Here is a 26,106-nt window from a genome sequence, read left to right on the forward strand (position 1 = left end):
TACCCTGTCACATATGTGAATGGCGATCACGTTTCTGAATCGTTATCAAGGACTGTCTTGCCCGGTTTTTTCCGGCGTGTGAGTGTGGTGGCCGCTGGCTGGACTGGACCTATGAAAGAGGCGACCCGGCAATGACGCAGACGGCCCCGCCACGGCATATCAGCCGAACAACTTTGTACTTCTTCGGCGCACTCGGCGGAATCCTGTTCGGATACGACCTCGGGGTGATCTCCGGGGTGCTCCCGTTCATCGGGAAAGCGTGGTCGCTGACCGCCTGGGACAAGGGCGTGATCACCGCCAGTCTCTCGGTCGGTGCCATCGTGGGCGCGCTGTTCTCCAGCCGCATCAACGAAGCACTCGGCCGGCGGCGCACCATCATGGTCGCCGCGGCGATCGTCATCGTGGGCACGCTGGCGGCGACCTTCTCGCCGACGTTCGCGTTCCTGGTGATTTCGCGGCTGGTCATCGGGCTAGGGATCGGGCTGTCGTCCTCGACCGTCCCGACCTACCTCTCCGAGCTGGCACCGGCGCGGCTGCGCGGCGCGATGGGCGCGCTGAACCAGATCTTCATCGTGCTCGGCATCCTGATCGCGTTCCTGACCAGCTACTTCCTCGGCCCGATCTCGGCCTGGCGCTGGATGTTCGCCGGTGCGATCGTGCCCGCGGCGATCCTGCTCGTCGGGCTCGCGTTCCTGCCGGAGACGCCGCGCTGGCTGGTCAAGAACGGCCAGGAGGAAGAGGCGCGGCGGGTGCTGGCGAGTGCGCACGGCAACACCGTGAACCTCGACGAGGAGATCGCGACCATCCGCGACGTCATCCAGATGGACACCGAGGGCAAGCCGCGGTTCCGCGACCTGTTCTCCGGTTTCGTGCGGCCGATGATGATCGTCGCCGCGCTGCTCGCGATCGGGCAGCAGTTCAGCGGGGTCAACGCGATCAACGCGTACTTCCCGACGATGCTGATCGGCCTCGGGTTCGCCACGCAGGCCGCGCTGCTGTCCGGCGTGCTGCTGGGCGTGACGAAGTTCCTGTTCACCGCGTGGGTCGTGTTCGTGGTGGACCGCTGGGGTCGCAAGCCGCTGCTGCTCATCGGCAACGTGATCATGGTGATCACGCTGGTGGCGGCCGGGCTCGTGGTGCTGAACGTCCACGACACCGGCACCCGCGGCATCCTGATGCTGGTGATGATGGTGCTGTACCTGGTCGGCTACGAGCTCGGCTGGGGCGCGGTCGTCTGGGTGATGATGGCCGAGGTGTTCCCGCTCAAGTACCGGGCGGCGGGCATGGGCGTCAGCAGCGTCATCCTCTGGGCGGCGACGGGCATCGTGAGCGCGGTGTTCCCGCTCATCTCCGCCGTGGGCTCGCTCGGCATTGGCGGTTCGATGTTCCTGTTCGCCGGGATCAACGTGGTGCTGTTCGTGCTCACCAAGTGGATCGTCCCGGAGACGAAGGGCCGTTCGCTGGAGCAGATCGAGCTGGATCTGCGAGCGCGTCAGGGCGTGGCCGTCAAGAGCTGATTCCGGAAGTCCGAACGGCGGGGGTGCGGGAAGACCGCACCCCCGCCGTTTCCGTTCCCGAGTCCTCGCGCCGCAGTCGGGTTCCAGCCAGCGTTCGGCTACCTGCACCGCCAGCCCGCGCCCCACAAAACCCGGCAGCCACGCAAGCCTCGGCGGTTTCCGTCGGCGGCCGAAGCTGACCGGAGTGGCCAACACGGTGACCGGAGTGGCCAACACGGTGACCGGGGTGGCCAACACGGTGACCGGGGTGGCCAACACGGTGACCGGGGTGGCCAACACGGTGACCGGGGTGGCCAACACGGTGACCGGGGTGGCCAACACGGTGACCGGGGTGGCCGGGTTGGTGGTCAGGCGACAGGGGCCGTGGCCAGGCCGAGTTTTCCCGCCAGCCGGCCGATCCAGGCCGAGACCTCGTCGGGGGAGCGGTCCGGGAGTCCGAAGATCACCTCGGTGACGCCGAGCGAGTCCAGGTGCGCCAGCCGCGGCGGGTCCGGGCGCTCGCCCAGCGCGTGGATCGACGGCGCCCCGGAACGGCCCTCGTCGCGCCAGATCTCCTTCAGCAGCGCGACGTGGCCGTCGAGGTCGGTGTCCGCCGGTGTCGTGATCCAGCCGTCCGCGTGGCGGGCGATCCAGCGGAACGTCTTCTCCGTCGGGCCCGCGCCGAGCAGGACCGGGATGTGCGCCTGGACCGGTTTCGGCCACGCCCAGCTAGGACCGAACGACACGAACTCCCCGTCGTAGGCGGCTTCTTCCTCCGTCCACAGTGCACTCATCGCCTCGAGGTACTCGCGCAGGGCCGTGCGGCGGCGGTTGCCGGGCACGCCGTGGTCGGTCAGCTCGTCGACGTTCCAGCCGAACCCGGTGCCGAGCGTGACGCGCCCGCCGGAGAGGTGGTCGAGGCTGGCGATCGTCTTGGCGAGCGTGATCGGGTCGCTCTCGACCGGCAGGGCCACCGCCGTCGAGAGGCGGATCCGCTCGGTGACCGCCGCGGCCGTCGCCAGCGCCACCCACGGGTCGAGCGTGCGGCTGTACCGGTCGTCGGGCAGGGACGCGTCCCCGGTGCGCGGGTGCGGTGACTCGCGTTTCACCGGGATGTGCGTGTGCTCGGGCACGTAGAAGGTGGCGAACCCCGCGGCTTCCGCGGCCTGTGCCGCGGCCGCCGGGGTGATGCCTCGGTCGCTGGTGAACAGCACGATTCCGTAGTCCACGCGACGGACTGTATTAGAACGTGTTTCAGTTTTCAAGCGGCCGTCGTCCCGCATCGCGGGACCGGTGCGGGTGGCGGATCTCGCTTTCGGTATACCTGTGCGTGCTGTGCGTGACCGGATCGAGCGTCGATCGAGTGTTGATGGATGCCGCTCGGGTAAGCAGGCAGGGAGCAGAGCGCCGACGTTTGCCGGGTCATAGTGGGTGAGCCCGGGAACGGCCGGACGGAACGGGGTGGTGGCAAAGTGGAGCCGACGATCCATTGTGGACGCGCGTGGGTGGCGTCCCAGCCAGTGGACGGCCCCGTGGGGCGGGATGGTGTGCCGGGCCGGGGTTCCAGTACCCTGGTTCGAAGGCCGAGAGGCGCTGCAACGGGCCAGGGGGCCCGCCACGCTCGGCCGGGACCAACCACCCAAGGGCGCCTCCCGATTGAGGGAGGCTGCCGGTGAACCCGATCACCCCGCACGAGTCCGAGGCCACCGCGCGGCTGCGCGAGCTGCTCAGCCAGCGGGTGGCGGTTCTCGACGGCGCTTGGGGCACGATGCTGCAGGGCGCCGGGCTCACCCCGGCCGACTACACGGGTGACCGCTTCGGCGACCACACCCACGACGTCACCGGTGACCCCGACCTGCTCAACATCACCCGGCCGGACGTCATCCTCGACGTGCACCGCCAGTACCTCGCGGCCGGCGCGGACATCACCACGACGAACACCTTCACCGCCACCAGCATCGGCCAGGCGGACTACGGCCTGCAGGCCCACGTCCACGAGATGAACGTCCGCGGCGCGCAGCTGGCCCGCCAGGCCGCCGACGAGTTCGGCGGCAAGTTCGTCGCCGGGTCGATCGGCCCGCTCAACGTCACCCTCAGCCTGTCGCCGAAGGTCGACGACCCGGCGTACCGCGCCGTCTCGTTCGAGCAGGTCAAGGCCGCTTACGCGGAGCAGATCGCCGGTCTCGTCGAGGGCGGCGTCGACCTGCTGATGATCGAGACCATCTTCGACACGCTCAACTGCAAGGCCGCCATCGCCGCCGCGCGCGACGTCGCGCCGGAGCTGCCGCTGTGGATCTCGGTCACCATCGTCGACCTGAGCGGGCGGACGCTCTCGGGGCAGACCGTCGAGGCGTTCTGGAGCTCGATCGAGCACGCGAAGCCGCTGGTCGTGGGCGTCAACTGCTCGCTGGGCGCCGAGGAGATGCGCCCGCACGTCGAGGAACTGTCGCGGATCGCCGACACCTACGTCGCCTGCCACCCGAACGCCGGGCTCCCGAACGCGTTCGGCGGGTACGACCAGACGCCGGACGAGACCGCCGGGCTGATCGGCGGCTTCGCCCGCGACGGCCTGGTCAACCTGGTCGGCGGCTGCTGCGGCACCAGCCCGGCGCACATCGAGAAGATCGCCGCCGCCGCGAAGGGCGTCACCCCGCGCGAGGTCCCCGCGCCGCCCGCGTTCACCCGGTTCAGCGGCCTCGAGCCGTTCGGCATCAACGCCGACACCGGGTTCGTGATGATCGGCGAGCGCACCAACGTCACCGGCTCCAAGCGGTTCCGCCGGCTCATCGAGTCCGACGACCACCAGGCCGCCGTCGACGTCGCGCTGGAGCAGGTCCGCGGCGGGGCGAACCTGCTGGACGTCAACATGGACGCCGACCTGCTCGACAGCGAGGAGGCGATGACGACGTTCCTCAACCTCATCGCCACCGAGCCCGAGGTCGCCCGCATCCCGGTGATGGTGGACAGCTCGAAGTGGACCGTGCTCGAAGCCGGCCTGCGCTGCATCCAGGGCAAGGGTGTCGTCAACTCGATCAGCCTGAAGGAGGGCGAGGAGCCGTTCCTCGCCCAGGCCCGGATCATCCGCAACTACGGCGCCGGCGTCGTCGTGATGGCCTTCGACGAGCAGGGCCAGGCCGACACCGCCGACCGCAAGGTCTCGATCTGCGGCCGCGCGTACGACCTGCTGACGCAGAAGGCCGGGTTCGCGGGCGAGGACATCATCTTCGACCCGAACGTGCTGGCCGTGGCCACCGGCATCAGCGAGCACAACGGCTACGCCAAGGCGTTCATCGACGCGCTGCCCCGGATCAAGGAGCGCTGCCCCGGCGTCCACATCAGCGGCGGCATCTCGAACCTGTCGTTCTCCTTCCGCGGTAACGACATCGTCCGCGAGGCGATGCACTCGGCGTTCCTGTTCCACGCCGTCCAGGTCGGCCTCGACATGGGCATCGTCAACGCCGGCCAGCTCGCGGTCTACCAGGACATCCCGCCTGACCTGCTCGAACTGGTCGAGGACGTGCTGTTCGACCGCCGCGAGGACGCCACCGACCGGCTGGTGAGCTTCGCCGAGAACGTCAAGGGCAGCGGCACCAAGCGCGTCGTCGACCTGTCCTGGCGCGAAGGCACGGTCGAGGAGCGGCTGTCGCACGCGCTCGTGCACGGCATCGTCGACTACATCGAGGACGACACCGAAGAGGCGCGCCGGCTCAAGGCCCGGCCCCTCGAGGTGATCGAAGGCCCGCTGATGGACGGCATGAAGATCGTCGGCGACCTGTTCGGCGCGGGCAAGATGTTCCTGCCGCAGGTGGTCAAGAGCGCGCGCGTGATGAAGCGCTCGGTCGCCTACCTCGAGCCGTTCATGGAGGCCGAGAAGGAAGCGGCCCGGCTGGCGGGCAAGGCGGCCGTGTCGAACGGCCAGGGCAAGGTCGTGCTCGCCACGGTCAAGGGCGACGTCCACGACATCGGCAAGAACATCGTCGGCGTGGTGCTCGGCTGCAACAACTACGAGGTGATCGACCTCGGCGTGATGGTGCCGGCGGCGAAGATCCTCGACATCGCGGTCACCGAGGGCGCCGACGCGGTCGGGCTGTCCGGGCTGATCACGCCGTCGCTCGACGAGATGGTCAACGTCGCCACCGAGATGCAGCGCCGGGGCCTGAAGATGCCGCTGCTCATCGGCGGCGCGACGACGTCCCGCCAGCACACCGCGGTCCGCATCGCCCCGGTCTACGACAACGCGACGGTGCACGTGCTCGACGCGTCGCGCGTGGTCGGCGTGGTGTCCGACCTGCTCGACCCGGACCGCTCGATCGTGCTGGCCGAGAAGAACCGGGCCGACCAGGAGGTGCTGCGCGAGCAGCACGCCAACAAGCAGCGCCGGCCGATGCTCAGCCTCGAGCAGGCGCGCGCGAACCCGGAGACGGTGTCGTTCGCCGACCTGCCGACCCCGGAGTTCACCGGCGTCCGGGTCGTGGAGCCGAGCATCACCGAGCTGCGCGAGATGGTCGACTGGCAGTTCCTGTTCCTGGCCTGGGAGCTCAAGGGCAAGTACCCGGCGATCCTGGACCAGCCGGTCGCGCGTGAGCTGTTCGACGACGCGAACACGCTGCTCGACCAGATCATCGCCGAGGGCGGCTTCACCGCGAAGGGCGCGTACGCGTACTGGCCGGCGCACACCGAGGGCGACGACATCCTGCTCGACGGCGAGTTCTCGCACATCGGGTTCCCGATGCTGCGGCAGCAGACGTCGAAGCCGGAGGGCCGCGCGAACCGCTCGCTGGCCGACTACATCGCCCCGGAGGGCGACCACCTCGGCGGCTTCGCGGTCGCCATCCACGGGGCCGAAAAGCTCGCGGCCAAGTACGAGGCCGAGCAGGACGACTACCGCGCGATCATGGTCAAGGCGCTGGCCGACCGGCTCGCCGAGGCCTTCGCCGAGTACATCCACCTCAAGGCGCGGCGCGGCTGGTTCGAGCCGGACGCCGACCCGAAGCTGGAGGACCTGCACGCGGAGCGCTTCCGCGGCATCCGCCCGGCGCTCGGCTACCCGGCGAGCCCCGACCACAGCCAGAAGCGCGAGCTGTTCGAGCTCCTGGAGGCCGACGAGCTGGGCATGGCCCTGACCGAGTCGTTCGCGATGACGCCGGCGGCGAGCGTGTCCGGGCTGATCTTCGCCCACCCGGACTCGAAGTACTTCACCATCGGACGGCTCAACCGCGACCAGATCGAGGACTACGCGCGCCGCAAGGGCGTCGAGGTCGCCGAGGTCGAGCAGTGGCTGCGGCCGAACCTGGCCTACGAGCCCAAGGCGTAGCCGGTCAGCTCGAGTAGTCCTTCAGCTCGATGTCGGTGGCGAACTTGTCGGTGGCCTTGAGCATCATGCGGAGCAGGAAGCGGGACTTGAACGTCCAGTCCCGCATCCTGATCCGCAGCGGGGACGGCGGCGCGAGGAACGGGCCCGCGCTGCCGCGCTGCGAGATCTTGGCGTAGCCCCGGAACTGCTCCTCGTAGCGGGCGAAGGCGGTGCGGTGGTCGCCGCCGGCCGCGAGCAGCTCGCCCGCCAGCACGTACGCGCCGACGATCGCGAGGCCGGTGCCGAAGCCGCCGAGGGTGTTGCCGTAGGCGGAGTCGCCGAGCAGCACGACCCGGCCGCGCGAGTAGTGCTCGATCGTGACCCGGGCGAGCGAGTCCAGGTAGAACTCGCGCGCCCGCGGCACCTTTGTCAGCAGGTCGGGCACCCGCCAGCCGACGCCGCGGTAGGCGTCGATCAGCAGTGCGCGCTGCCGCTCGGTGTCCGTGCGGTCGAAGTCGAGCTCCGGTGAAGCGAAGACGAAGAACGCCGACGCCTTCGGCCCGCCGACCGCGGCCATCCGGCCCGGCTCGTTGTACATCACGGCCTCGCCGTCGGCGACCTGCTCGCCGAGCTCGGCCAAGGCGTAGTAGTGACCGAGGAACTTGACGTAGTCGTGCTCCGGGCCGAAGGCCAGCCGCCGGACGTTCGAGTGGATGCCGTCCGCGCCGACGACGAGGTCGAAGCGGCGCGGCGCGGCGTTCGCGAAGGTGACGTCGACGCCGTCGGCCGTCTCGGTCAGCGACGTGATCGTGTCGCCGAAGACGTACTCGCAGTCCGCGGCCGTGCGCTCGTACAGCAGTTCCGCCAGGTCGCCGCGGCGGATCTCGATCTCGCCGCCGGTGAACTCGCCCGGGATCACCGCCTGGGGCCGCCCGGCGGCGTCGACGACCGTCTGGTCCTGCCCGCCGGTCGCCCGCTTCCGGACCTCCTCCAGGATCCCCATCCGCTCCAGCACGGTCCGGTGGGTGGGGCCCTTGAAGTCGACGGCCTGGCCGCCGGGGCGCACGGACGCGGCGCGCTCGACAACGGTGACGCTGCAGCCGTAGCGGTGCAGCCAGTGGGCGAGGGCCGGGCCGGCGATGCTCGCCCCGGAGATCAGGACCTTGAGGTTCTTCATGGCGTCGTTGGTCATGGGGCAGAGCTTCGCCGCCGGGCCTTACCGGTCGCTGGCGAAGCGCTGACGGCCACCGTCAGCACCCGGTGCGTCACCGTCGAGAGTGGACGGTGACGACGGAAAATTCCCGGCGGGGAGGCCGGTTTTCCCGGTGGTTTTCGCTTGTTGACCAGCCTCGGGTCCGGGAGGACCATTCTCGCGGGGGAGAGGGGGCGCACGGTGCTGGGGATGGAAACGCAGCCGGTGACGACCGGGGTCGGCGAGCTGCTGAGCCGCGGTGAACGCGCGCTGGAAGCCGACGGGGACCTGCGCGCGGGCCGGGAGTGGTTCGACCGGGCCTACCGCGCGGCGGATCAGGAGTGCGACGGCGCCGGGATGGCCCGCGCGGCGCTGGGCCTGGCCGGGTTGTGGGTGCACGAGCACCGCGGCGCGCCCGCGGCGGCGTTGCTGCAGGCACGGTTGCGCAGCGCGCGGTCCGCCGTCGACCCGGGTTCTTCGCTCGCGTTGCGGCTGAAGGCCCGGCTGGCCGGCGAAGCGGACTACGTGGCGGGGGAGAGCAACGAGATCCTCGCCGTGCTGGAGGAGGCCAAGCGCGCGGGCGACCCGGTCGCCTGGGCCGAAGCCGCCAGCCTGGCCCACCACTGCCTGCTCGGGCCGGACCACGGCGGGCAGCGCCGGGCGCTGGCCCAGGAGCTGATCACCGAGGGCTTCCGGACGTCGCGGCGCAGCGACCTGCTGATGGGCCTGCTGTGGCGGACCGTCGACCTGTTCCTCGACGGTGACGCGCACGCCCAGCGCGGGCTCGCCGACCTGCGGAGCCTGCTGGCCGAGCAGGACCACCTCGCGGTCGGGTTCGTGCTCGACGCGATCGACGTCATGCTCTGCATCCGGGCCGGCCGGTTCGCCGAGGCCGAGCAGCGGGCCGCGGCCTGCGCCCGGCGCGGTGAGCTGGCGGGCGACGCCGACGCGACCGGCTGGTACACCGCGCAGCTCGGTGCCATCCGCTGGTACCAGGGCCGGGTCGCCGAGCTGCTGCCGGTGCTGCGTGAGACGGTGCATTCGCCGACGCTCAGCGCGGTCGACAACGCGCTCGTCGCCGGGCTGGCCGTCGCCGCCGCTTCGGCCGGGGACGAGCGCGAGGCCGCCGGGGCGCTGGCGCGGCTGCGTGGCCGCGACCTGGCGCTGCTGCCGCGGTCGAGCAGCTGGCTGGTGTCGATGTACGGCATCGTCGAGTCCGCGTGCCTGGTCTCGGACGTCGAGTCCGCGCTCGCCGCGTACGCGCTGCTGACGCCGTTCGCGCGGCTGCCGATGACGGCCAGCCTCGCCGTCGCCTGCTTCGGTTCGGTGCAGCACGCGCTGGGCGTCGCGATGCTGACCGCGGGCGAGCCCGAGCGGGCCGTCACCCACTTCCGGGCGGCGGTGCGGGACAACCTGGCGCTGGCGCACTGGCCGGCCGTCGCGCTCTCGCGGGCCCGGCTCGCGCAGGCTTTGGCGTTGCTCGGTGTACCCGATGCCGCCCGGGAACTGGCGACGGCGACCCGGGAGGCGACGGAACTCGGGATGACGCTGCCCGCTGCACCGGCGCGCCCGGCCGGGCGGGTCACCTGCCGCCGGCAGGGCCGGCAGTGGCTGTTCGCGCTGGGTGGCCGGTCGGTGCTGGTCGAGCACAGCGTCGGCATGGGTTACCTCGCCACGCTGCTGGACAACCCGGGCTACGAGCTGTCGGCCGCCGACCTGGCCGCCGGTCCCGGCGTGACGGCCGCGGCGACGTCCGGGCAGCCGGTGCTGGACCCGGCGGCGACCAGCCACTACCGCAAGTGGCTGGCCACCTTGGAAGCCGAGCTCGACGAGCACGAGGCCAACCACGACGACGGCCGCGCCGAGCGGGTGCGCTCCGAGCGTGACTGGCTGGTCGGCGAACTCTCGGCGGCGGCCGGGCTGGCCGGCCGCGTCCGCGAGTTCGCCGGCGCCGAAGAGAAGGCGCGGATCGCGGTGGGCAAGGCGATCCGCCGCGCCCTGACCCGGATCGCGACGGCCGACGCGGTGATCGGCGACGTCCTGCGCGACGGCGTCCAAACCGGCAACCGCTGCTGCTACCGCCCCGGCTGAGCGGGTCCCGGAAAGCCGTGAAGGCCTCCTTCCCGGCCATAAGAGCCGGTAAGGAGGCCTTCACGGCTTTTCGCTACTGGACCGCGCCGTTCTGGGTGAGCAGGGTGTCGTACCAGGCGTCGTACGGGTGGTTCGACGCCGGATAGCTCGCCAGGGGTGTCGTCGCGTCGCCCGCCGAGTCGAAGTCCCAGCCGCGGACCAGCTTGCCCGACTGGCGGGCCGCGGTGATGAACGCCGACTCCGTCGCGGGCGCGCCGTAGAACAGCGCGCCGTCCTGCAGTTCCGCGCTGTCGCCCTTCTGGAACTCGTCGAAGGCGACCTGGCGGTAGCGGATCCGGTCGCCGGTCACGCCGGGCGTGTCCGCCCGCAGCGTCTGCGCCGGGGTCGGGCCGTCGGCCGCGGTCCGGACCGTCACCGTCCGGCCGCCGCTGGTGGCCGTCGCGATCGGGAACCGCGCGTCGGACGTCTTGGCGTTGCCGGACCACGCGACCGTCGTGCCCGAGAGCGTGCCGTTCCAGCTCCAGTTCTGGCTGCTGCCCTGGCTCCGGTGGATCTCCCGCAGCTGCGTGCCACTGGTGAATGAGACGCTCGGCAGCACGCCGTTGTCGTACTGGTGGCTGGCCTGCCAGGTGATCTCGCCGTCCGCACCCAGCTTGCCGACGCGGTACCAGAGCGTGGTCGCGGTCTGCGACTGGTGGACCTCGACGAGGTCGCCGTTGTCGTTCAGCGCGACGGCTGGGGTCTGCCCGTTGTCGTACTTCCCGTGGCGCAGCCAGGTGATCCGCCCGTCGGCGCCGTAGGTCCCGGTCCAGTACCAGAGCCCGCCGCCGCCGGAGTCGTGCACCTCGACGACCTGGCCGCGGCCGTTCAGCGCGACCGCCGGGTGGTAACCGACGTCGCGCTTGTACTCCGCGCGCGTCCCGGCGTCGCCGGAGAGCAGCGGCAGCACGCGGCCGCGCAGCGCGTCCACGGTCGGCTGGCCCGCGGGGTAGTCCTTCGCCCGCAGCATCCGGCTGCCGAACACCGACTCCAGCTCCTGGTTCAGCGCGGTCAGGTTGCCCGCGGCGAAGTTCGCGTTGTCGGTCAGGTTGTCCTTCAGGTCGAGCATGACGACGATCGGCGCGGCGGCCGGGTGCGCCGCCGACCACGTGTTCACCGTGGCCAGCCAGTCGCGCAGGTTGTTCGACGCCGGGTTGCCGCCGCTGTGGTCGACGAGGTTGCCGGGCGAGTCGTGCCCGACGCCGTAGTCGTGCGAGGTGGCGTAGCCGTTGTCGTGGATGTCGAGCTCGATGAACCGGACGCCGTGGTCGAGCTGGTAGGCCAGGGCGTTCTTGGCGCCGTCGACGTTGCCCGAGTAGCTGTTGTGCGTGGCCCGGAAGACCGAACCGGTGAACGGCGGGCTCGCGGCGTGCGCCGTTCCGCCGGTCAGGAGCGCGGAAGCCGTCAGAACGGAGACGGCCAGAGCGGGCAGACGGGTCATCCTCGGGTCCTCACCTCGGGTACGGGGAGCCGTCCCATCCTGGCGGGCCGGTGCGGGCGCTGTCTCGAACTTCGGGTGGAACGTGGTGGAACGGAATGGAACGCCCAGGAGGTGACAGCAGGTTCCCGAGGGAGGAAACGTCATGACCCAGGCAAACGGACCCCAATACCCGGAGCCGACCGGGCCGGTGCCGCCGCAGGCCGGGATGCCCGGCCCGCCGCCGCCCGGCGGCGCACCCCAGCCCAAGGCGAAGAACCCGAAGCGGCGCCAGAAGATCGTGCTCACCATCTTCTTGATCGTGGTCGCCGCGATCCTCGCGCTGGTCTGGGTGGCCACCCGGTCCAACGGCGAGAACGCGCAGGTCGGCAACTGCGTCACCGAAAGCGGCGAGAACTACGTGAAGATCGTCGACTGCGGCGACAGCACCGCGACGCTGAAGGTCGTCGCCCGCGTCGAGGACAAGACCCAGACCGAGGCGCAGGTCAGCGCGTGCAGCGCCTACCCCGACGCCGACCAGGTGTTCTGGGAGGGCAAGGAGGGCGAGACCGGGGTCGTGCTGTGCCTGGCGAAGACCGGTAAGTAGCGCGATGGCGGCCGGGAAGTTCGCGTTCACCGGCTCCGGCGAGCTGCGGATCTGCAGCGGCGGGCGCACGCTCGCCGCCGCGGGCGACGAGATCGCGATCGGTGACCGGGTCTTCCGGCTGGGCGAGGTGGACCGGGTCGCCTACCACGCGGCGGCCCGGCCGCACCGGGCCAGCTACTCGATCGGCCTGGCCAGCGGCCTCGCGCGGTGCCGGTTCGGGTTCGACGCCGCGCCGGGTGAGCTGGACGACGCGCGCGAAACCTGGCGGCGGCTGGTCGAGCTGGTGGAGTCGGCGGCTTGCCCGCGGATCGCGTCGACCATGGCCGAGGTCATCACGGCCGGCGGGACGGCCCGTTTCGGGGGAGGCGGGCAGCCGCGGATCGACGCCGACGCCGGCGGGCTGCGCGGGCACCGGTTCTTCGCCGGGAAGGTGCCGTGGGGCCGGGTCCTGGGCAGCGACCTGCGGGCGGGGCAGGTGCGCGTGTGGACCGGTGGCCCGGAACCCGGGCTCGTCACGGGGATGGCGGGCTGGAACGCCGTCGTCCTGCCACGGGTCGTTGGGATCATGGTGTGCCGGGAAAAAGAATCACCGGGAAACCATTGATCACGATGTCGGGAGAATGCTCGGGAAATGCTCACGGAATAGCGGATCCGTTGTCCGTTCTGTCGCATTTGCCGGGCCGCTCGGCGATTAATGCGAAATTGTCGTGCGAATCCGGTACTTGGGCGCCCCCGGCGTCGTCATTATCCGGAGAAGAGGTGTGCGCGGACACCGGAAAGCCGCGCGAGGGGTGGGGAGGCAACACGCGTGGGCATGGACTGGCCGCTGGTCGGCCGAGAACGGGAGCTGGCGTTCGCACGCCGGGCGCTGGGTGACGCCGAGGTGTGCGGGCTGCTGCTGACCGGGCGGGCCGGGGCCGGGAAGACCCGGCTGGCCAAGGCTTTGCTGGCCGAACTCGAGGCCGGGGGCGCCCGCACGCACTGGGTGCGGGCGATGTCGTCGGCCTCGACGATCCCCTTCGGGGCGTTCGCCCACCTGCTGCCCGGCGGCGCGACCGGTACCGCCGACCGGGCGCACCGGCTCAACCAGGTCGCCGCGCATCTCACCCGCGGCGCGGAAGGCAGACGGCTGGTGCTCTGCGTCGACGACGCGCACCTGCTCGACGATTTGTCCGCCACTCTCGTCCACCAATTGGCGGCGACGGCGGCCGCATTCGTGCTGGTGATCGCGCCACACGGGGTGAGCGTGCCCGATCCGGTGTTCGCGATGTGGAAGGACCGCGTCGCGGAACGGCTCGACATCGGGGAACTCACCCGCCAGGAAACGCGGGAACTGTTCACCGCGGCGCTGGGCGGGCGGCTCGACGACGGCGCGGAGCACCGGCTGTGGCACCTCACCCTCGGCAACCCGCTGTTCCTGCGCGAGCTCGTGCAGGGCGGCCTCGACAGCGGTTCGCTGTCGGCCGAGGACGGCGTCTGGCGCTGGAGCGGGGCGCTGCGTGCCACCCCACGCCTGGTCGAGCTGATCGAGACCCGCACCGACCGCGTCGACGCCGACGAGCGGCGGCTGCTGGAACTGCTGGCCTTCGGCGAGACGCTGGGCAGCGACCCGCTGGTGCGGCTCGGCGCCGGGCGCGTTCTCGCCTCGACCGAGCAGGCCGGGCTGGTCGTGTCCGAACGCACCGGGCGACGTCTCGAGGTCCGGCTCGCGCACCCGCTCTACGCCGAGGTGATCCGGCGGCGGACGTCGCCGCTGCGCCAGCGGGAGACGTTCCGGATCCTCGCCCAGACGCTCGACATGACCGGCGCGCGCCGGGCCGAGGACAAGCCGAGGCTGGTCCGGTGGCGGCTCGCGGCCGGGCTGCCGACCGACCCGCAGCTGGTCCGCGCGGCGGCGGAGACGTTGCTGCGCAAGGACTTCCCCCAAGCCGAGCAGCTGGCGAAGGAGGCCGTCCGGCTGGGCGGCGGGTTCGCCGCGAAGTTCCTGCTGGCCCAGGTGCGGATCGCCGGCGGCCGGCACGCCGACGCCGACACCCTCCTGGCCGAGCTGGCGGGCGAGACGGTGTCGGACGTGCAGCACGCCCGCGTCGCCGCGACCCGGGCCCGGAACCTGGCGTTCGGCCTGGGCCGCGCCGAGCAGGCCGAAGCGGTGCTGGACACGGCGGAGACGGCCGTTTCGTCCGGCGTGGACGAGCTGGCGACGGCGCGCGCGGCCCTACGGGCGGCGTCAGGTGCGGCCGGCGCCGCGCTCGACCTGCTCGGACCGGTGCTGGACCGCAACCGTCGCGGCGACCCGCTCCGGCTGGCGGCGCTGGTCGTCGCGGCCGGAGCCCTGGCGGAGAGCGGGCGGGTCGAGGCGTGCCTCGGCGTCGTCGAAGAGGGCCTGGCGCTCGCCGGGCGGATCTCCGACGCCGACGCTCCCGGCGCGCGGGCCCGGCTGGAGCACGCGCGGATCGTCGCGCTGTGCGGGGCGGGGCGCGTCGAAGAGGCCGAGGACCTGGCGGGCGACGGCTACCGCGACGCGATCCGCGACCGCTGGGGCCCGGCGCTCGCCGGCGCGTCGGCGTCGCTGGGCACGGTCGCGCTCGCCTACGGCAACCTCCGCGGCGCGATCCGCTGGCTGCGTGAAGCCCTCGCGACGGAGGCGCACGACCAGCCGCACGCGTTCCGCCCCGCAGTGGTCGCGGCCTTGGCCCGGGCGACGGCGATGACCGGCAAGGTCGCGAACGCGCCCGATGTTCCGGGGCCGCTCGGCACGTGGGCCCACGCCTGGGTCGCGGCCGCGCGGGGCGAGCTGACGCGGGCGGCCGAACTCGCTGCTTCGGCGGCCGCCTCGGCTGTCGCCGAAGGCCGGCTCGCGCTCGCGGCGGAGATGCGCCACGACGTGCTCCGGTTCGGCGCCGAGGTGGTTCCGGTGGATCTGGAGGGGCGCCTTCCGTCGTTGTACGCGGAGCACGCGCGCGCTGCGGACGCGGCTTCCTTGGACGAAGTCGCGACTGGCTTCGCCGACTCCGGGGCCCGGTTGCTCGCCGCGGAGGCCGCGGCGCAGGCGGCGCGGGTGTACCGGGCGGAGGGGAAGCTCGGCAGCGCGGGGACGTCGGCGCAGCGGGCGCGGTCGTGGCTGGCGTCCTGTGAGGACGCCGCGACGCCGGCGTTGGCGTTGCTGGAGACGCCGCTGGACCTGACGGACCGGGAGCTGGAGATCGCGCGCTTGGTGGCGACGGGCCTGACGAGCCGTGCCGTGGCCGACCGGCTCGTGGTGTCGGTGCGGACGGTCGACAACGTGCTGCACGGCGTCTACGCGAAGCTGGGTATCTCCGGGCGCCGCGAGCTGGCTTCGGTGGTGGGCCGGCCCGAGGTGGGGAGTAGTCCCGCCGACGCCCCGTAGGTAGTCCGCACGGTTCCCGGCCGGGAAGCCGAGTAGCCCGCTACTCATGACCGGCGGCCGGTTCGCCCCAAGACTGGTGACAACGGAGGGGCACGGGCTTCACCGATCCGAATGTCAGGAGTGCACGAGATGACGACTTCGTCGGGCGACGTTTTCCAGAACGAGCAGGGTTCCGGTGGCGGCAACCAGTTCAACGAGCAGGCCTCGGCCGGTGGCTCGGGCAGCATCTTCCAGAACGAGCAGGGTTCGGGTGGGCACGGCGGCGATCAGTTCAACGAGCAGGCGTCGAACGGTGGCCGCGGGGACATCTTCCAGAACGAGCAGGGTTCGGGTGGGCACGGGGGCGACCAGTTCAACGAGCAGGCGTCCAACGGTGGCCGCGGGGACATCTTCCAGAACGAGCAAGGTGCCGGACGTGGCAACCAGTTCAACGAGCAGGCTTCGGCCGGCCACGGCGGGGACGTCTTCCAGAACGAGCAGGGTTCGGGCGGGCACGGTGGGAACCAGTTCAACGAGCAGGCCTCCTCCGGCGGCGGCGTCGGCGGCGCGATCTTCCAGAACGAGCAGGGTTCGGGTGGGCACGGGGGCGATCAGTTCAACGAGCAGGCGTCGAACGGTGGCCGCGGGGACATCTTCCAGAACGAGCAGGGTTCCGGTGGGCACGGTGGGAACCAGTTCAACGAGCAGGCCTCCACGGGTGGTCACGGCGGCGACGTGTTCCAGAACGAGCAGGGCGCGGGCGGTCACGGGGGCAACCAGTTCAACGAGCAGGCGTCGACGGGCGGCTCGGGCAGCATCTTCCAGAACCAGCAGGGTTCAGGCCACGGCGGCAATCAGTTCAACGAGCAGGCTTCCACGGGTGGTCACGGCGGCGGCATCTTCCAGAACGAGCAGGGTTCCGGTGGCCACGGTGGGAACCAGTTCAACGAGCAGGCCTCGACCGGTGGTCACGGCGGTGGCATCTTCCAGAACGAGCAGGGTTCCGGTGGGCACGGGGGCAACCAGTTCAACGAGCAGGCCTCGAACGGTGGCCACGGTGGCATCTTCCAGAACGAGCAGGGCTCGGGCGGCCACGGGGGCAATCAGTTCAACGAGCAGGCGTCGACCGGTGGTCACGGCGGGAGCATCTTCCAGAACGAGCAGGGTTCCGGTGGCCACGGCGGGAACCAGTTCAACGAGCAGGCTTCCACGGGTGGTCACGGCGGCGGCATCTTCCAGAACGAGCAGGGCTCGGGCGGGCACGGTGGGAACCAGTTCAACGAGCAGGCCTCGTCCGGCGGCCACGGCAACATCTTCCAGAACGAGCAGGGGCACGGCGGCGGCAGCCAGTTCAACGAGCAGGCGGCCACCGAGCACCACAGTCACGAACACGAGCAGCACCACGACGCCGCGCAGCACGATCACCACGTCGATCACCACCACGACGTCGACCACCACATCTGAGCCGGCTTGAGGGAAAGGGAGCGGTCATGCAGGAGCCGAGCGGCGGGGGGCGCATCGCCCTCGACACCCTCGACCTCGCGGTCAAGGGCGCCAAGGCCTACGGACGGGAAGACCTCGTCCAGCGCCTCACCGACGCCCGGCGCCTGCTGTCCGAGCCCGACATCACCGTCTACGTCGTCGGGGAGTTCAAGCAGGGCAAGAGTTCTCTCATCAACGCCCTGCTCACCGCCAAGATCTGCCCGGTCGACGACGACATCGCGACCGCGGTGCCGACGGCCGTCCGGTTCGCGCCGGAGTCCGGGGCCCTGGCGACCTACGAGCCGGCCGATCCGTCGTCGCCGCCGTGGACCGAGCGGATCTCCCTCGAAGACCTGCCGTCACACGTGAGTGAAGCCGGGAACCCCGGCAACGTCCGCAAGCTCAAGTCCGTCACGGCGTCGATCAGCCGCCAGCTGCTCTCCGGCGGGCTGGTGCTGGTCGACACCCCCGGCGTCGGCGGCCTCGGCTCGCTGCACAACGCCGTCACCGTCAGCTCGCTGCCGCGGGCGCACGCCGTCCTGTTCCTCTCCGACGCCTCGCAGGAGCTGACCGCCGCCGAGCTGCGGTTTCTCCGGACGGTGAAAGAGCTCTGCCCGTCGGTGTTCTTCGTCCTCACCAAAACCGACCTCTACCCGCACTGGCGCCGGATCCTCGAGCTCAACGCCGGCCACCTCGACGCCTGCGGCATCACCATCGACACCATCGCGGTGTCCTCGGAGCTGCGGACCGTTGCGGCCCGCTCGGCCGACCAGGAGATGAACGTCGAGTCCGGCTTCCCGCAGCTGGTCAAGCACCTGCAAGGCGTGGTCGGTGACGCCGAACGCTCGGCGCTCAACGCCGTCGGCCTGCACGTCGGGTCCGCCGTCGGCCAGCTGCACGCCGCGCTGCGGTCGCGCCGCACCTCGCTGGCGCACCCCGAGCAGTCCGCCGCGCTCATCGCCGAGCTGACCCGCGTCAACGACCGCGTCGACGCCCTGCGCAGCCAGTCTTCCAAGTGGCAGCAGCTGCTTTTCGACGGGTTCGCCGACATTTCGTCCGATGTGGACTACGACCTGCGCGCCCGTTCACGCGGTGTGCTGCACGAAGCAGAAGAGGCCATCGAAGAGGGCGACCCGGCCAAGAACTGGCCCGAGTTCGAGAAGTGGCTGCGGCAGCGCCTGGCGAACGAGACCCTCGAAAACTACGCGACGTTCATCAAGCAGGCCCGCGGCCTGGCCGGCCGGGTCGCCGAGCACTTCGAGCTCGCCGAGTCGCAGGCCGTGCTGCCGCGCGAGGTGCAGGCGCCCGTCACCGTGGTCGAAGAGATCGACATCGACTCGTCGTTCACCGGCGTCAAGACCCGCGGCACCACCGGGATGGCCGCGTTCCAGAAGGCCTACAGCGGGTTCCTGATGTTCTCCATGCTCACGAAGATGGCCGCGCTGGCCATCCCGACCCCGTTCGGCATCGCGGCCGGCCTGCTGATGGGCCGCTCCGGGTTCCTCGACGAGCGCAAGCGGCAGCTGGAGAAGCGCCGCGGCCTGGCCAAGACCGCGGTCCGCCGGTTCGTCGACGAGTTCAACCTCCAGGTGGGCAAGGACTCCCGCGACGCGATGCGGACCGTCCAGCGAGAACTCCGCGACGCCTACAGCGCACGCGTCGAAGAACTGCAGCGCTCCCTGACCGAGGCGCTGGCCGCGGCGAAGAAGGCCGTGGTCGAAGACGAATCGGAGACAGGCGAGCTGAACCGGCTGGAGGCCGACATCGAAGCCCTCGAGGTGCTCGGCCGCCGCGCCGACGAACTCACCCTGCGTAGCACGCCCAAACCGGTCGCGGCGGTGACGCGATGACCACGCTGTACGTCCAGGTCCGCGGCTTCGTCGCCCGCGCGTGCGCCGGGTACGCCGGCACGCCCGCCGAGCCGGCGCTGCGCCAGATCGCCGGCCGGCTGGCCGAGCCGCTGCGCGTCGCCATCGCCGGCCGGGTCAAGGCCGGGAAGTCCACTCTGCTCAACGCGCTGGTCGGGCAGGAACTGGCCGCGACGGACGCGGGGGAGTGCACCCGCGTCGTCACCTGGTACCGCAACGGCCCGACCTACCGGATCATGCTGCACCCGGTCCGCGGGATGCCGCGCCAGCTGCCGTTCGGCCGGCTCAGCGGCACCCTCGGCCTCGAGCTCGGCATGGCGCCGGACGACGTCGACCGCCTGGTCGTCGACTGGCCGTCCGCCGCGCTGCGGGCCATGACGCTGATCGACACGCCCGGGCTGGGCTCGGCGCGACCGTCGGTCTCCGAGCGCACCGAGGTCGCGCTGGTGCCGGACCGCGACGGCGTCGGCACCGCGGACGCTGTGATCTACCTGATGCGGCACGTGCACGGCGACGACGTCCGGTTCCTCGAAGCCTTCCACGACGACCCCGCCGAACGGCGCCCGGTCAACACGATCGGTGTGCTGTCGCGGGCCGACGAGGTCGGGCACGCCCGCACGGACGCGCTGGACTCCGCGGCGAAGGTCGCCGCCCGCTACGCCCGGGACCCCCGCGTGCGCGGGCTCTGCCAGACCGTCGTGCCGGTGGCCGGCCTGCTGGCCGGCTCCGCCGCGACGCTGAAGGAAGCCGAGTACCGCGCGTTCGGGCTGCTGGCCGCCGCGCCACCAGACGAGCTGGCGCGGCTGCTGACGTCGGCGGACCGGTTCGCCCGCGCGGAGTCCACAGTGGACGTTCCGGCGATGCAGCGCGCGGACCTGCTCAACCGCTACGGCCTCTTCGGCGTCCGCCTGGCCGTCGAGCTGACCGGCGGCGGCCTGGTGACCGGCGCGCGGGCGCTGTCGGGGGAGCTGCTGGCCCGCAGCGGCCTGCACCGCCTCCGGTCGCTGCTGACCACCCAGTTCGCCGCGCGGGCCGACGTCCTCAAAGCCCGTTCGGCGCTGCAGGCGGTGGAACTGGTGCTGCGGGCCTACCCGGACCGCACCGGCGGGCTGTTGCACGAATGGGAACGCATCGTCGCCGGCGCGCACGAGTTCGCCGAGATCCAGCTGATCGACTCGATCCGGCTCGGCGTCGTGCTGCTCACCACCGATGAGGCCCGCGACGCGGAACGGCTGCTCGGCGCGGCCGGGGTGGACGTGCCGAGCCGGCTGGGCCTGCCGGCCGACGCCGGCCGCGCGGCGATCCGGCAGGCGCTCGGCGCGCAGCTGCTGAGGTGGCAGCGGCGCGCCGAGCACCCGGCCTCACCCCGCGACGTCCGCGACGCGGCCCGCGTCCTCGTGCGGACCTGCGAAGGAATCCTGCTCAGCGAAGCCCGGGCGGAGGTCTTGTCGTGAGCGACCACGTACCGGGGAAGATCAAGAAGGCGGTCACGGCCGTCGCCGGCGCCACCGTCTCCGAGGTGCTGGGCAACGCGCTCACGCCGGGGTCACCGAGCGCGCCGCCGCCACAGCCGGAACCGGCCGCGGCCGGGACAGCGCAAGACGCGTCCGGCCACGAGTACGTGCCGCACGTCGAGACGACCACCGTCACCCGCGGCGAAGACGGTTCCGTCGAAGCGCAGACCGGCACGACCTGGCACCCGGAGACCACCGACGGCACGCCGCTGGCGGACCTGCCCACGGTCGAGGAGTTCGAGCAGATCGACGTCCACGAGGACGCGTTCGGCAACTTCGTCATCGACGCCACCGAACGGTTCGTCGTCCACAACCACGGCCACGACGAGGTCTACGTCGACCACCAGCACCTGGTCGTGCCCGGCGACGGCACCCCGGGCGACACGGACATCGACATCTTCCAGGACGCCGACGTCGTGGTGCACGAGAACCCGGACGGCACGATCAGCGTCGAGCACCAGGGTTCGCTGAGCTACGCGCTGACGCCCGACGCGCCGGGACACGGCGACATCGAGGTCTTCCAGGAGGAGACGGTCGTGCTCGACGCGGCCGAGACCGGCCCGCCGGGCATCGAAGTCGGCATCACCGCCGACGAGAAGGCGACCGCCGAGGATCCCTTCGGCGAGCCGGCCGGGCCGACCATCCACCAGACCGAGACGGTCGGCGACCGGGCCCGCGGCACATCCGTGACGACGTCGGTCACCGCTCCCGCGCCGTCGGTGCCCGGTCCGCCGTCGGCGCCGGTCGTCACCTTCAGCCGTCCGCCGTCCACAGCAGACGCTCCGGCCGCCGCGCCGGTCGCGGTCGAGACGACGACGCTGGCGACGTCGTCCGCGCTCGCCGAGCACCCGGCGTCGAAGCCGCTGAGCTTCGCGACGGAAAAGCCGAGCTTCGCGACCGAGCCCGAGCGGGCGCACCACGACGCCGGGGAAGTGACCGGGTCGCGGCCCGAACCCCGGGAAGAGCACCCGTTCGAGCCGCCGAAGGACCACCACCACGAGCCGGAGCCGGCGGACACGGCCGACGAGCCACCGGAACCGCGCGACGTGCACGACCAGCACGACCCGCGGCCGCCGGAGCCACCCGGCCCGCCGGACCACGAGGAACCGCCCGAGGAGCCGCAGCCGGTTCCGGACGCGGACGAGCACCACCACTTCGATCACCATGCGCACGCGGACGGCGGAGGCTGACAACAATGGGCTACGGACTGGGCATCGACCTCGGCACGACCTTCACGGCCGCCGCCGTCGACAGTGCCGGCCACGTCGAGATGGTGTCGCTCGGCGACCGCACGGCGGCCATCCCGTCGGTGGTGCTGCTGCGGGCGGACGGCAGCGTGCTGGTCGGCGACGCGGCGAACCGGCGGGCGGCCATCGAGCCGGACCGGGTGGCGCGGGAGTTCAAGCGGCGCCTCGGCGACCCGACGCCGGTGCTGCTCGGCGGCGCGCCGCACTCGGTGGCGTCGCTGATGGCGCACCTGCTCGGCCACGTCGTGCGGACGGTCGCCGGGCAGGAAGGCGGGCGGCCGGACCGGATCACGCTGACGCACCCGGCGAACTGGGGCCCGTACAAGCGGGAGCTGTTCGAGCAGGTGCCCAAGCTGACCGGGATCGACCGTGTCGGCCTGATCACCGAACCCGAGGCCGCGGCCGCGCACTACGCGGCGCAGGAACGGCTGGAGGACGGCGCCGTCGTCGCGGTGTACGACCTCGGCGGCGGCACGTTCGACGCGACCGTGCTGCGCAAGCGCGGCGGCGGCTTCGAGATCCTCGGCACCCCCGAGGGCATCGAAGGCCTCGGCGGCGTCGACTTCGACGAGGCCGTGTTCGGCCACGTCGACCGCGCGCTCGACGGCAAGCTGTCGCAGATCGACCCGGACGACCCCGGCGCGGTGGCCGCGGTGGTGCGGCTGCGCCAGGAATGCGTGCTGGCCAAGGAAGCCCTCTCCGCCGACACCGAGACGGCCGTGCCGGTGCTGCTGCCGTCGGTGCAGACCGAGGTGCGGCTCACCCGCGGCGAGTTCGAGGAGATGATCCGCCCGTCGATCACCGCGACGATCGGTTCACTGCACCGTGCGCTGCGCTCGGCGAACCTCCAGCCCGTCGACCTCGGCGCGGTGCTGCTCGTCGGTGGGTCGTCGCGGATCCCGCTGGTGTCGCAGCTGGTGTCGGCCGAGCTCGGCCGCCCGACCGCGGTCGACATCCACCCGAAGTACGGCGTCGCGCTCGGTGCCGCGGCGCTGGCGTCCGGCCGGTCCGGGCTGGTGCAGGCGACGCAGGCCCAGCTGCCGCTCCCCGGGGTGCCCCGGCCACCGGCCCCGCGCACGCCGCCGAACGGCCTTGCGGTGCCGCGGACGCCGCCGAACGGCGTCCCGGCGCGACCTGATGCCCGGCGGGCGCCCGCGCCGCGTGAGGAGACACGCGCGATGGCCACGCCCGGTGTGGGCGCGCCGCCGCCGTCGCTCGGTCGCGGCAAGGGCGAAGGCGCGAGCCCGGGACGTCGCGCGTCGCGCCGCGGGGTCGTGGTCGGGCTGTGCGCGGTCGCGGTGGTGGCGATCGGCGGGGTGGCCGTGGCGGTGAGCAGCTCCGGCGGTGGCGGCTCGGCCGGCGACCCGACGTCGGCGCCGGCATCGACGAGCGAGACGCCGACGCTGGTCAGTATCCCGTCGCCGTCGGAGACACCGGAGACGACCCACGCGACCGTAGCCCCGCCGCACACGAACCCGCCGGCCACGACGCACCGCAAGACCCCGCCGCGGACCACGACCCCGACGCACACCACGACTCCGACGACGACCACCAGCTGGACGACCACGACGAGCGCGAAGCCCACGCCCTGAGCCAGGGGGAGTCCGGAAGGGGCGCGGGCCGTGCACCGTCGGGGGGCACGGCCCGCGCCCAGGCTCCGGGCCGGGCGGCGTGTCGTCCCTTCAAACACGCGAGTCGACCCCGCAATCACGAGTGTCGGCGTGCTGATCACCCGAACCGCCGGCCCACGCACGGTCGGCCGCTGCTTGGCGCGCCGGTGATGAGCCGGCGCCGGTAACCTCGCGGACATGGTGGCAGAGCACGTGATCGTGACGACCACGACCGACTCCGAGGCTGCGGCCCGCGAGCTGGCCGCGCAGGCGATCGAGGCGCGGCTGGGCGCGTGCGCGCAGATCGTCGGGCCGGTGACCAGCGTCTACCGCTGGGAGGGCGCGGTCCAGACCGATCAGGAGTGGCGCGTCGAGATCAAGACGACGACCGACCGGGTGGCCGCGCTGACCGCGCGGATCGCGCAGCTGCACCGCTACGACCTGCCCGAGGTGATCGCCACGCCGATCGAGGGCGGCAGCGCGGCGTACCTGGCCTGGCTGACCGCGGAAACACGTGGCTGAGCGCGCCTTTCGCTGATTAGGGTCAGGGAATGGACGATCTCAGGCAGCGCTTCGCGACGCTGACCACCGCCCACCTCGCGGACGCCTGCGTCCGCGCCGGGCTGCCCGTGCGCTGCGCCCCCGCGCCGACCCGCGCGGTGGTGCCGGGCAGCCGCCTGCTCGGGCCGGCGGTCCCGGCCCGGCACGTCGGCAGCGTCGACGTCTTCCTGGAGGCCTTCGAGCACGCCGTCCCCGGCGGCGTGCTGGTCGTCGACAACGGCGGCCGCGTCGACGAAAGCTGCGTCGGCGACCTCGTGGTCCTCGAAGCGCGCGCCGCCGGGCTCGCCGGGGTGGTGATCTGGGGCCTGCACCGCGACACCGCCGACATCCGCGAGATCGGCCTGCCCGTGTTCAGCCTCGGCTCGCTCCCGACCGGGCCGCTGAGCCTCGGCCCCCGCGTGGACGGCGGGCTGGCCGAGGCGATCGTCGGCGCGTGGCGGATCGGGCCGTCGGACCTGGTGCTGGGGGACGACGACGGCGTCCTGTTCGTTCCGGCGGACCGGGCGGAGGAGCTGTTCACCCTCGCCGAAGGGATCCGCGACACCGAACGCCGTCAGGCCGACCGGATCCGGGCGGGCGAGTCGCTGCGCGAGCAGGTCCGGTTCGCGGATTTCCTGGCCGCGCGGGAAACGGACCCGGCGCTCACCTTCCGCGCGCACCTGCGGGCCGTCGGCGGCGCGATCGAGGAGTGAGTCACCGGGCGGACGAGAGGCTTTCCGCCGGCAGCAGGGCGAACAGCCGCCGGACCGCGCGCGAGCCCTCGGCGTCGATCGTGAGGCGGGCGCCCGCGGTGTCGGCGAGGAGCTGGGCCCGCATGAGCGAGTTCAGCCCGGCGACGGAGAAGAACGTGATGTCACCGAGGTCGACGATCACCTCGTCGATCTCCGGGGCCACGCGGGACTGCAGGACCTCGTCGAGCTTGCGTGCGGTGCTCAGGTCGATCTCGCCGGCCACCCGCACGAGCACGGTGCCCGGCCGGGGGTGGCGGACGTCGATCGAGAGCCTGCCGTGGGCGTCCACCCAGGCGGCGGCGAGTTCGTGGTCGGCCGGTCGTGGTTCGGGAACCATCGCGGCACACCTTTCCTCGGGGCTGCGGAGAGCCGTGAAGGCCCGGCTCAGCCGTTAATCCTCATCGTACTGCACTCGATCTTCGTGAACCACTGCCGCCAAATTCGCTGGACAGGGCGCACGGGTACCCGCTGTGATCGGCCGTGTCCGCCGTACCCCGGCCGGGCATGCCGAATGGGGGACGTCCTTCGTGGTCATCGGTGATCTTTCCTCGGCCGAAGCGACGATCACGGCCGCCGTGGTCCGCCGCCTCGTCGAGACGCAGTTCCCGCGGTGGGCGGGACTCGCGGTGGAGCCGGCGCCGGCCCAGGGCGTCGACAACGCGACCTACCGCCTCGGGCCGGACATGTCGGTGCGGCTGCCGCGGTTCGCGCGGTGGACCGGGCAGGTGACGCGCGAACAGGAGTGGCTGCCGAAACTGGCGCCACACCTGCCCTTCCCGGTCCCGGTCCCGCTGGCCGAGGGGAAACCGGGCGCGGGCTACCCGTTCCCGTGGTCGGTCTACCGCTGGCTGCCGGGCGAAGCCGTCGACCCGGACCACGTCGACGGCCTCGCGGCCGACCTCGCCGCGTTCTTCACGGCGTTGCGCGGCGCGGACGCCACCGGCGGCCCACCGCCGCAGTGGAGCAACGGCTTCCGCGGCGTCTCGATGACCGACGAGCGCGACTCGGCGATCGCACCGGCCCGGCTGGCACCGCGCATCGAAGCCCTGGCGGACCTGGTGGACCTCGACGCGGTGGCCGCGGTCTGGGAAACGGCCCGCGCGGTCGCGCCGTGGGCGGGCCCGCCGGTCTGGGTCCACGGTGACCCGGCCCCGGCGAACCTGCTGTCCCGCAACGGCCGCCTGAGCGCGGTGATCGACTTCGGCACCCTGGCGGTGGGCGACCCGGCGTGCGACCTGATCGCCGCGTGGTCGGTCCTGTCCGCCGACGGCCGCGTGGAGTTCCGCAAGGCCCTCGACGTCGACGACGCGACGTGGGCCCGCGGCCGCGGCTGGGCCTGACCGCGGTGCTGCCGTCGCGGGCGGAGCTGACCGGCCCGGATCCGGTGCGGGTGGCCGCGGCACGACGGCGGCTGGACGAGCTGGTGGCGGACCACGCGTCGGCGTCCCGATGAGACGGTGCCACGCCCCGGTCATCGCGGAAATCGCAGATCACCGGCCGTAACGAAACGCACCCCCTGGGCGAGTAATCTGACACGAGGGGGTGGTCGACGGGTGGCCGGGCAACGACACGGCGGGTTCGATCAAGCGGA

General features: G+C 72.0%; 19 protein-coding genes and 1 riboswitch. Of the genes, 15 read left to right on the top strand and 4 right to left on the bottom strand.

Annotated features, from left to right (window positions below; all coding sequences use genetic code 11):
* The first annotated feature begins 131 nt into the window (after nucleotides 1-131).
* On the top strand, nucleotides 132-1,517 hold the full coding sequence (locus tag ACLJQZ_RS38690) for a sugar porter family MFS transporter (protein WP_410625470.1): 1,386 nt from the start codon (nucleotides 132-134) through the stop codon (nucleotides 1,515-1,517).
* Between the two features lie 347 nt (nucleotides 1,518-1,864).
* Here ACLJQZ_RS38690 and ACLJQZ_RS38695 read toward each other — a convergent pair whose 3' ends face one another.
* On the bottom strand, nucleotides 1,865-2,725 hold the full coding sequence (locus ACLJQZ_RS38695; protein ID WP_410625472.1) for a TIGR03619 family F420-dependent LLM class oxidoreductase: 861 nt from the start codon (nucleotides 2,723-2,725) through the stop codon (nucleotides 1,865-1,867).
* A 350-nt stretch (nucleotides 2,726-3,075) separates the two neighbouring features.
* Nucleotides 3,076-3,154: riboswitch (S-adenosyl-L-homocysteine riboswitch) on the top strand.
* Between the two features lie 14 nt (nucleotides 3,155-3,168).
* Here ACLJQZ_RS38695 and metH point away from each other — a divergent pair.
* On the top strand, nucleotides 3,169-6,810 hold the full coding sequence (gene metH, locus ACLJQZ_RS38700; RefSeq protein ID WP_410625473.1) for a methionine synthase: 3,642 nt from the start codon (nucleotides 3,169-3,171) through the stop codon (nucleotides 6,808-6,810).
* A 4-nt stretch (nucleotides 6,811-6,814) separates the two neighbouring features.
* Here metH and ACLJQZ_RS38705 read toward each other — a convergent pair whose 3' ends face one another.
* Nucleotides 6,815-7,966: an FAD-dependent monooxygenase gene (locus tag ACLJQZ_RS38705; RefSeq protein ID WP_410625538.1), complete on the bottom strand. Its 1,152-nt coding sequence runs from the start codon at nucleotides 7,964-7,966 to the stop codon at nucleotides 6,815-6,817.
* Between the two features lie 225 nt (nucleotides 7,967-8,191).
* Between ACLJQZ_RS38705 and ACLJQZ_RS38710 the strand changes: the two genes are divergently transcribed.
* A complete protein-coding gene (locus tag ACLJQZ_RS38710; RefSeq protein WP_410625475.1) occupies nucleotides 8,192-10,072 on the top strand; it encodes a hypothetical protein in 1,881 nt (626 codons plus the stop codon).
* Nucleotides 10,073-10,145: 73 nt separating this feature from the next.
* On the opposite strand, the gene ACLJQZ_RS38715 is transcribed toward ACLJQZ_RS38710, so the two are convergent.
* Nucleotides 10,146-11,552: a hypothetical protein gene (locus ACLJQZ_RS38715; RefSeq protein ID WP_410625477.1), complete on the bottom strand. Its 1,407-nt coding sequence runs from the start codon at nucleotides 11,550-11,552 to the stop codon at nucleotides 10,146-10,148.
* 142 nt (nucleotides 11,553-11,694) lie between these two features.
* On the opposite strand from ACLJQZ_RS38715, the gene ACLJQZ_RS38720 reads away from it, so the two are divergent.
* The 10 genes from ACLJQZ_RS38720 (at nucleotide 11,695) to ACLJQZ_RS38765 (ending at nucleotide 24,476) form a co-directional block, all read left to right on the top strand.
* Nucleotides 11,695-12,135 carry a hypothetical protein gene (locus ACLJQZ_RS38720; protein WP_326953051.1) on the top strand — a complete coding sequence of 147 codons (441 nt, stop codon included), beginning with the start codon at nucleotides 11,695-11,697 and terminating at the stop codon, nucleotides 12,133-12,135.
* Nucleotides 12,136-12,139: 4 nt separating this feature from the next.
* The gene (locus ACLJQZ_RS38725) at nucleotides 12,140-12,739 is read left to right on the top strand and encodes a hypothetical protein (protein WP_410625478.1); all 600 of its coding nucleotides are present in this window, start codon (nucleotides 12,140-12,142) and stop codon (nucleotides 12,737-12,739) included.
* Nucleotides 12,740-12,949: 210 nt separating this feature from the next.
* Nucleotides 12,950-15,523, top strand: a complete 2,574-nt coding sequence (locus ACLJQZ_RS38730; RefSeq protein ID WP_410625540.1) for an AAA family ATPase — start codon at nucleotides 12,950-12,952, stop codon at nucleotides 15,521-15,523.
* A 129-nt stretch (nucleotides 15,524-15,652) separates the two neighbouring features.
* Nucleotides 15,653-16,966 carry a glycoprotein gene (locus ACLJQZ_RS38735; protein WP_410625479.1) on the top strand — a complete coding sequence of 438 codons (1,314 nt, stop codon included), beginning with the start codon at nucleotides 15,653-15,655 and terminating at the stop codon, nucleotides 16,964-16,966.
* A gap of 26 nt (nucleotides 16,967-16,992) precedes the next feature.
* Complete coding sequence (locus tag ACLJQZ_RS38740; RefSeq protein WP_326949921.1) at nucleotides 16,993-18,834, top strand: dynamin family protein; 1,842 nt, start codon at nucleotides 16,993-16,995, stop codon at nucleotides 18,832-18,834.
* Nucleotides 18,831-20,306 carry a dynamin family protein gene (locus tag ACLJQZ_RS38745; protein ID WP_410625481.1) on the top strand — a complete coding sequence of 492 codons (1,476 nt, stop codon included), beginning with the start codon at nucleotides 18,831-18,833 and terminating at the stop codon, nucleotides 20,304-20,306. The genes ACLJQZ_RS38740 and ACLJQZ_RS38745 overlap by 4 nt, the downstream gene beginning before the upstream one ends.
* Entirely contained in the window at nucleotides 20,303-21,556 is a 1,254-nt protein-coding gene (locus tag ACLJQZ_RS38750) for a hypothetical protein (protein ID WP_410625482.1), read from the top strand. Before ACLJQZ_RS38745 ends, ACLJQZ_RS38750 begins: the two co-directional genes overlap by 4 nt.
* Before the next feature lie 5 nt (nucleotides 21,557-21,561).
* A complete protein-coding gene (locus tag ACLJQZ_RS38755; protein WP_410625484.1) occupies nucleotides 21,562-23,205 on the top strand; it encodes an Hsp70 family protein in 1,644 nt (547 codons plus the stop codon).
* A 216-nt stretch (nucleotides 23,206-23,421) separates the two neighbouring features.
* Nucleotides 23,422-23,745, top strand: coding sequence for a divalent-cation tolerance protein CutA (gene cutA, locus ACLJQZ_RS38760; RefSeq protein WP_410625486.1), 324 nt, complete (start codon nucleotides 23,422-23,424; stop codon nucleotides 23,743-23,745).
* Between the two features lie 29 nt (nucleotides 23,746-23,774).
* Nucleotides 23,775-24,476, top strand: a complete 702-nt coding sequence (locus tag ACLJQZ_RS38765; RefSeq protein ID WP_410625490.1) for an RraA family protein — start codon at nucleotides 23,775-23,777, stop codon at nucleotides 24,474-24,476.
* A 1-nt stretch (nucleotide 24,477) separates the two neighbouring features.
* Here ACLJQZ_RS38765 and ACLJQZ_RS38770 read toward each other — a convergent pair whose 3' ends face one another.
* Nucleotides 24,478-24,852: an STAS domain-containing protein gene (locus ACLJQZ_RS38770; RefSeq protein WP_410625492.1), complete on the bottom strand. Its 375-nt coding sequence runs from the start codon at nucleotides 24,850-24,852 to the stop codon at nucleotides 24,478-24,480.
* Between the two features lie 133 nt (nucleotides 24,853-24,985).
* On the opposite strand from ACLJQZ_RS38770, the gene ACLJQZ_RS38775 reads away from it, so the two are divergent.
* Together ACLJQZ_RS38775 and ACLJQZ_RS38780 are read left to right on the top strand one after the other, a co-directional pair.
* Nucleotides 24,986-25,855, top strand: a complete 870-nt coding sequence (locus ACLJQZ_RS38775; protein WP_410625494.1) for an aminoglycoside phosphotransferase family protein — start codon at nucleotides 24,986-24,988, stop codon at nucleotides 25,853-25,855.
* The gene (locus ACLJQZ_RS38780) at nucleotides 25,828-25,968 is read left to right on the top strand and encodes a hypothetical protein (RefSeq protein ID WP_410625496.1); all 141 of its coding nucleotides are present in this window, start codon (nucleotides 25,828-25,830) and stop codon (nucleotides 25,966-25,968) included. The genes ACLJQZ_RS38775 and ACLJQZ_RS38780 overlap by 28 nt, the downstream gene beginning before the upstream one ends.
* Nucleotides 25,969-26,106: the final 138 nt, after the last annotated feature.

This window comes from Amycolatopsis sp. cmx-8-4, assembly GCF_046548675.1.
GTDB lineage: Bacteria > Actinomycetota > Actinomycetes > Mycobacteriales > Pseudonocardiaceae > Amycolatopsis.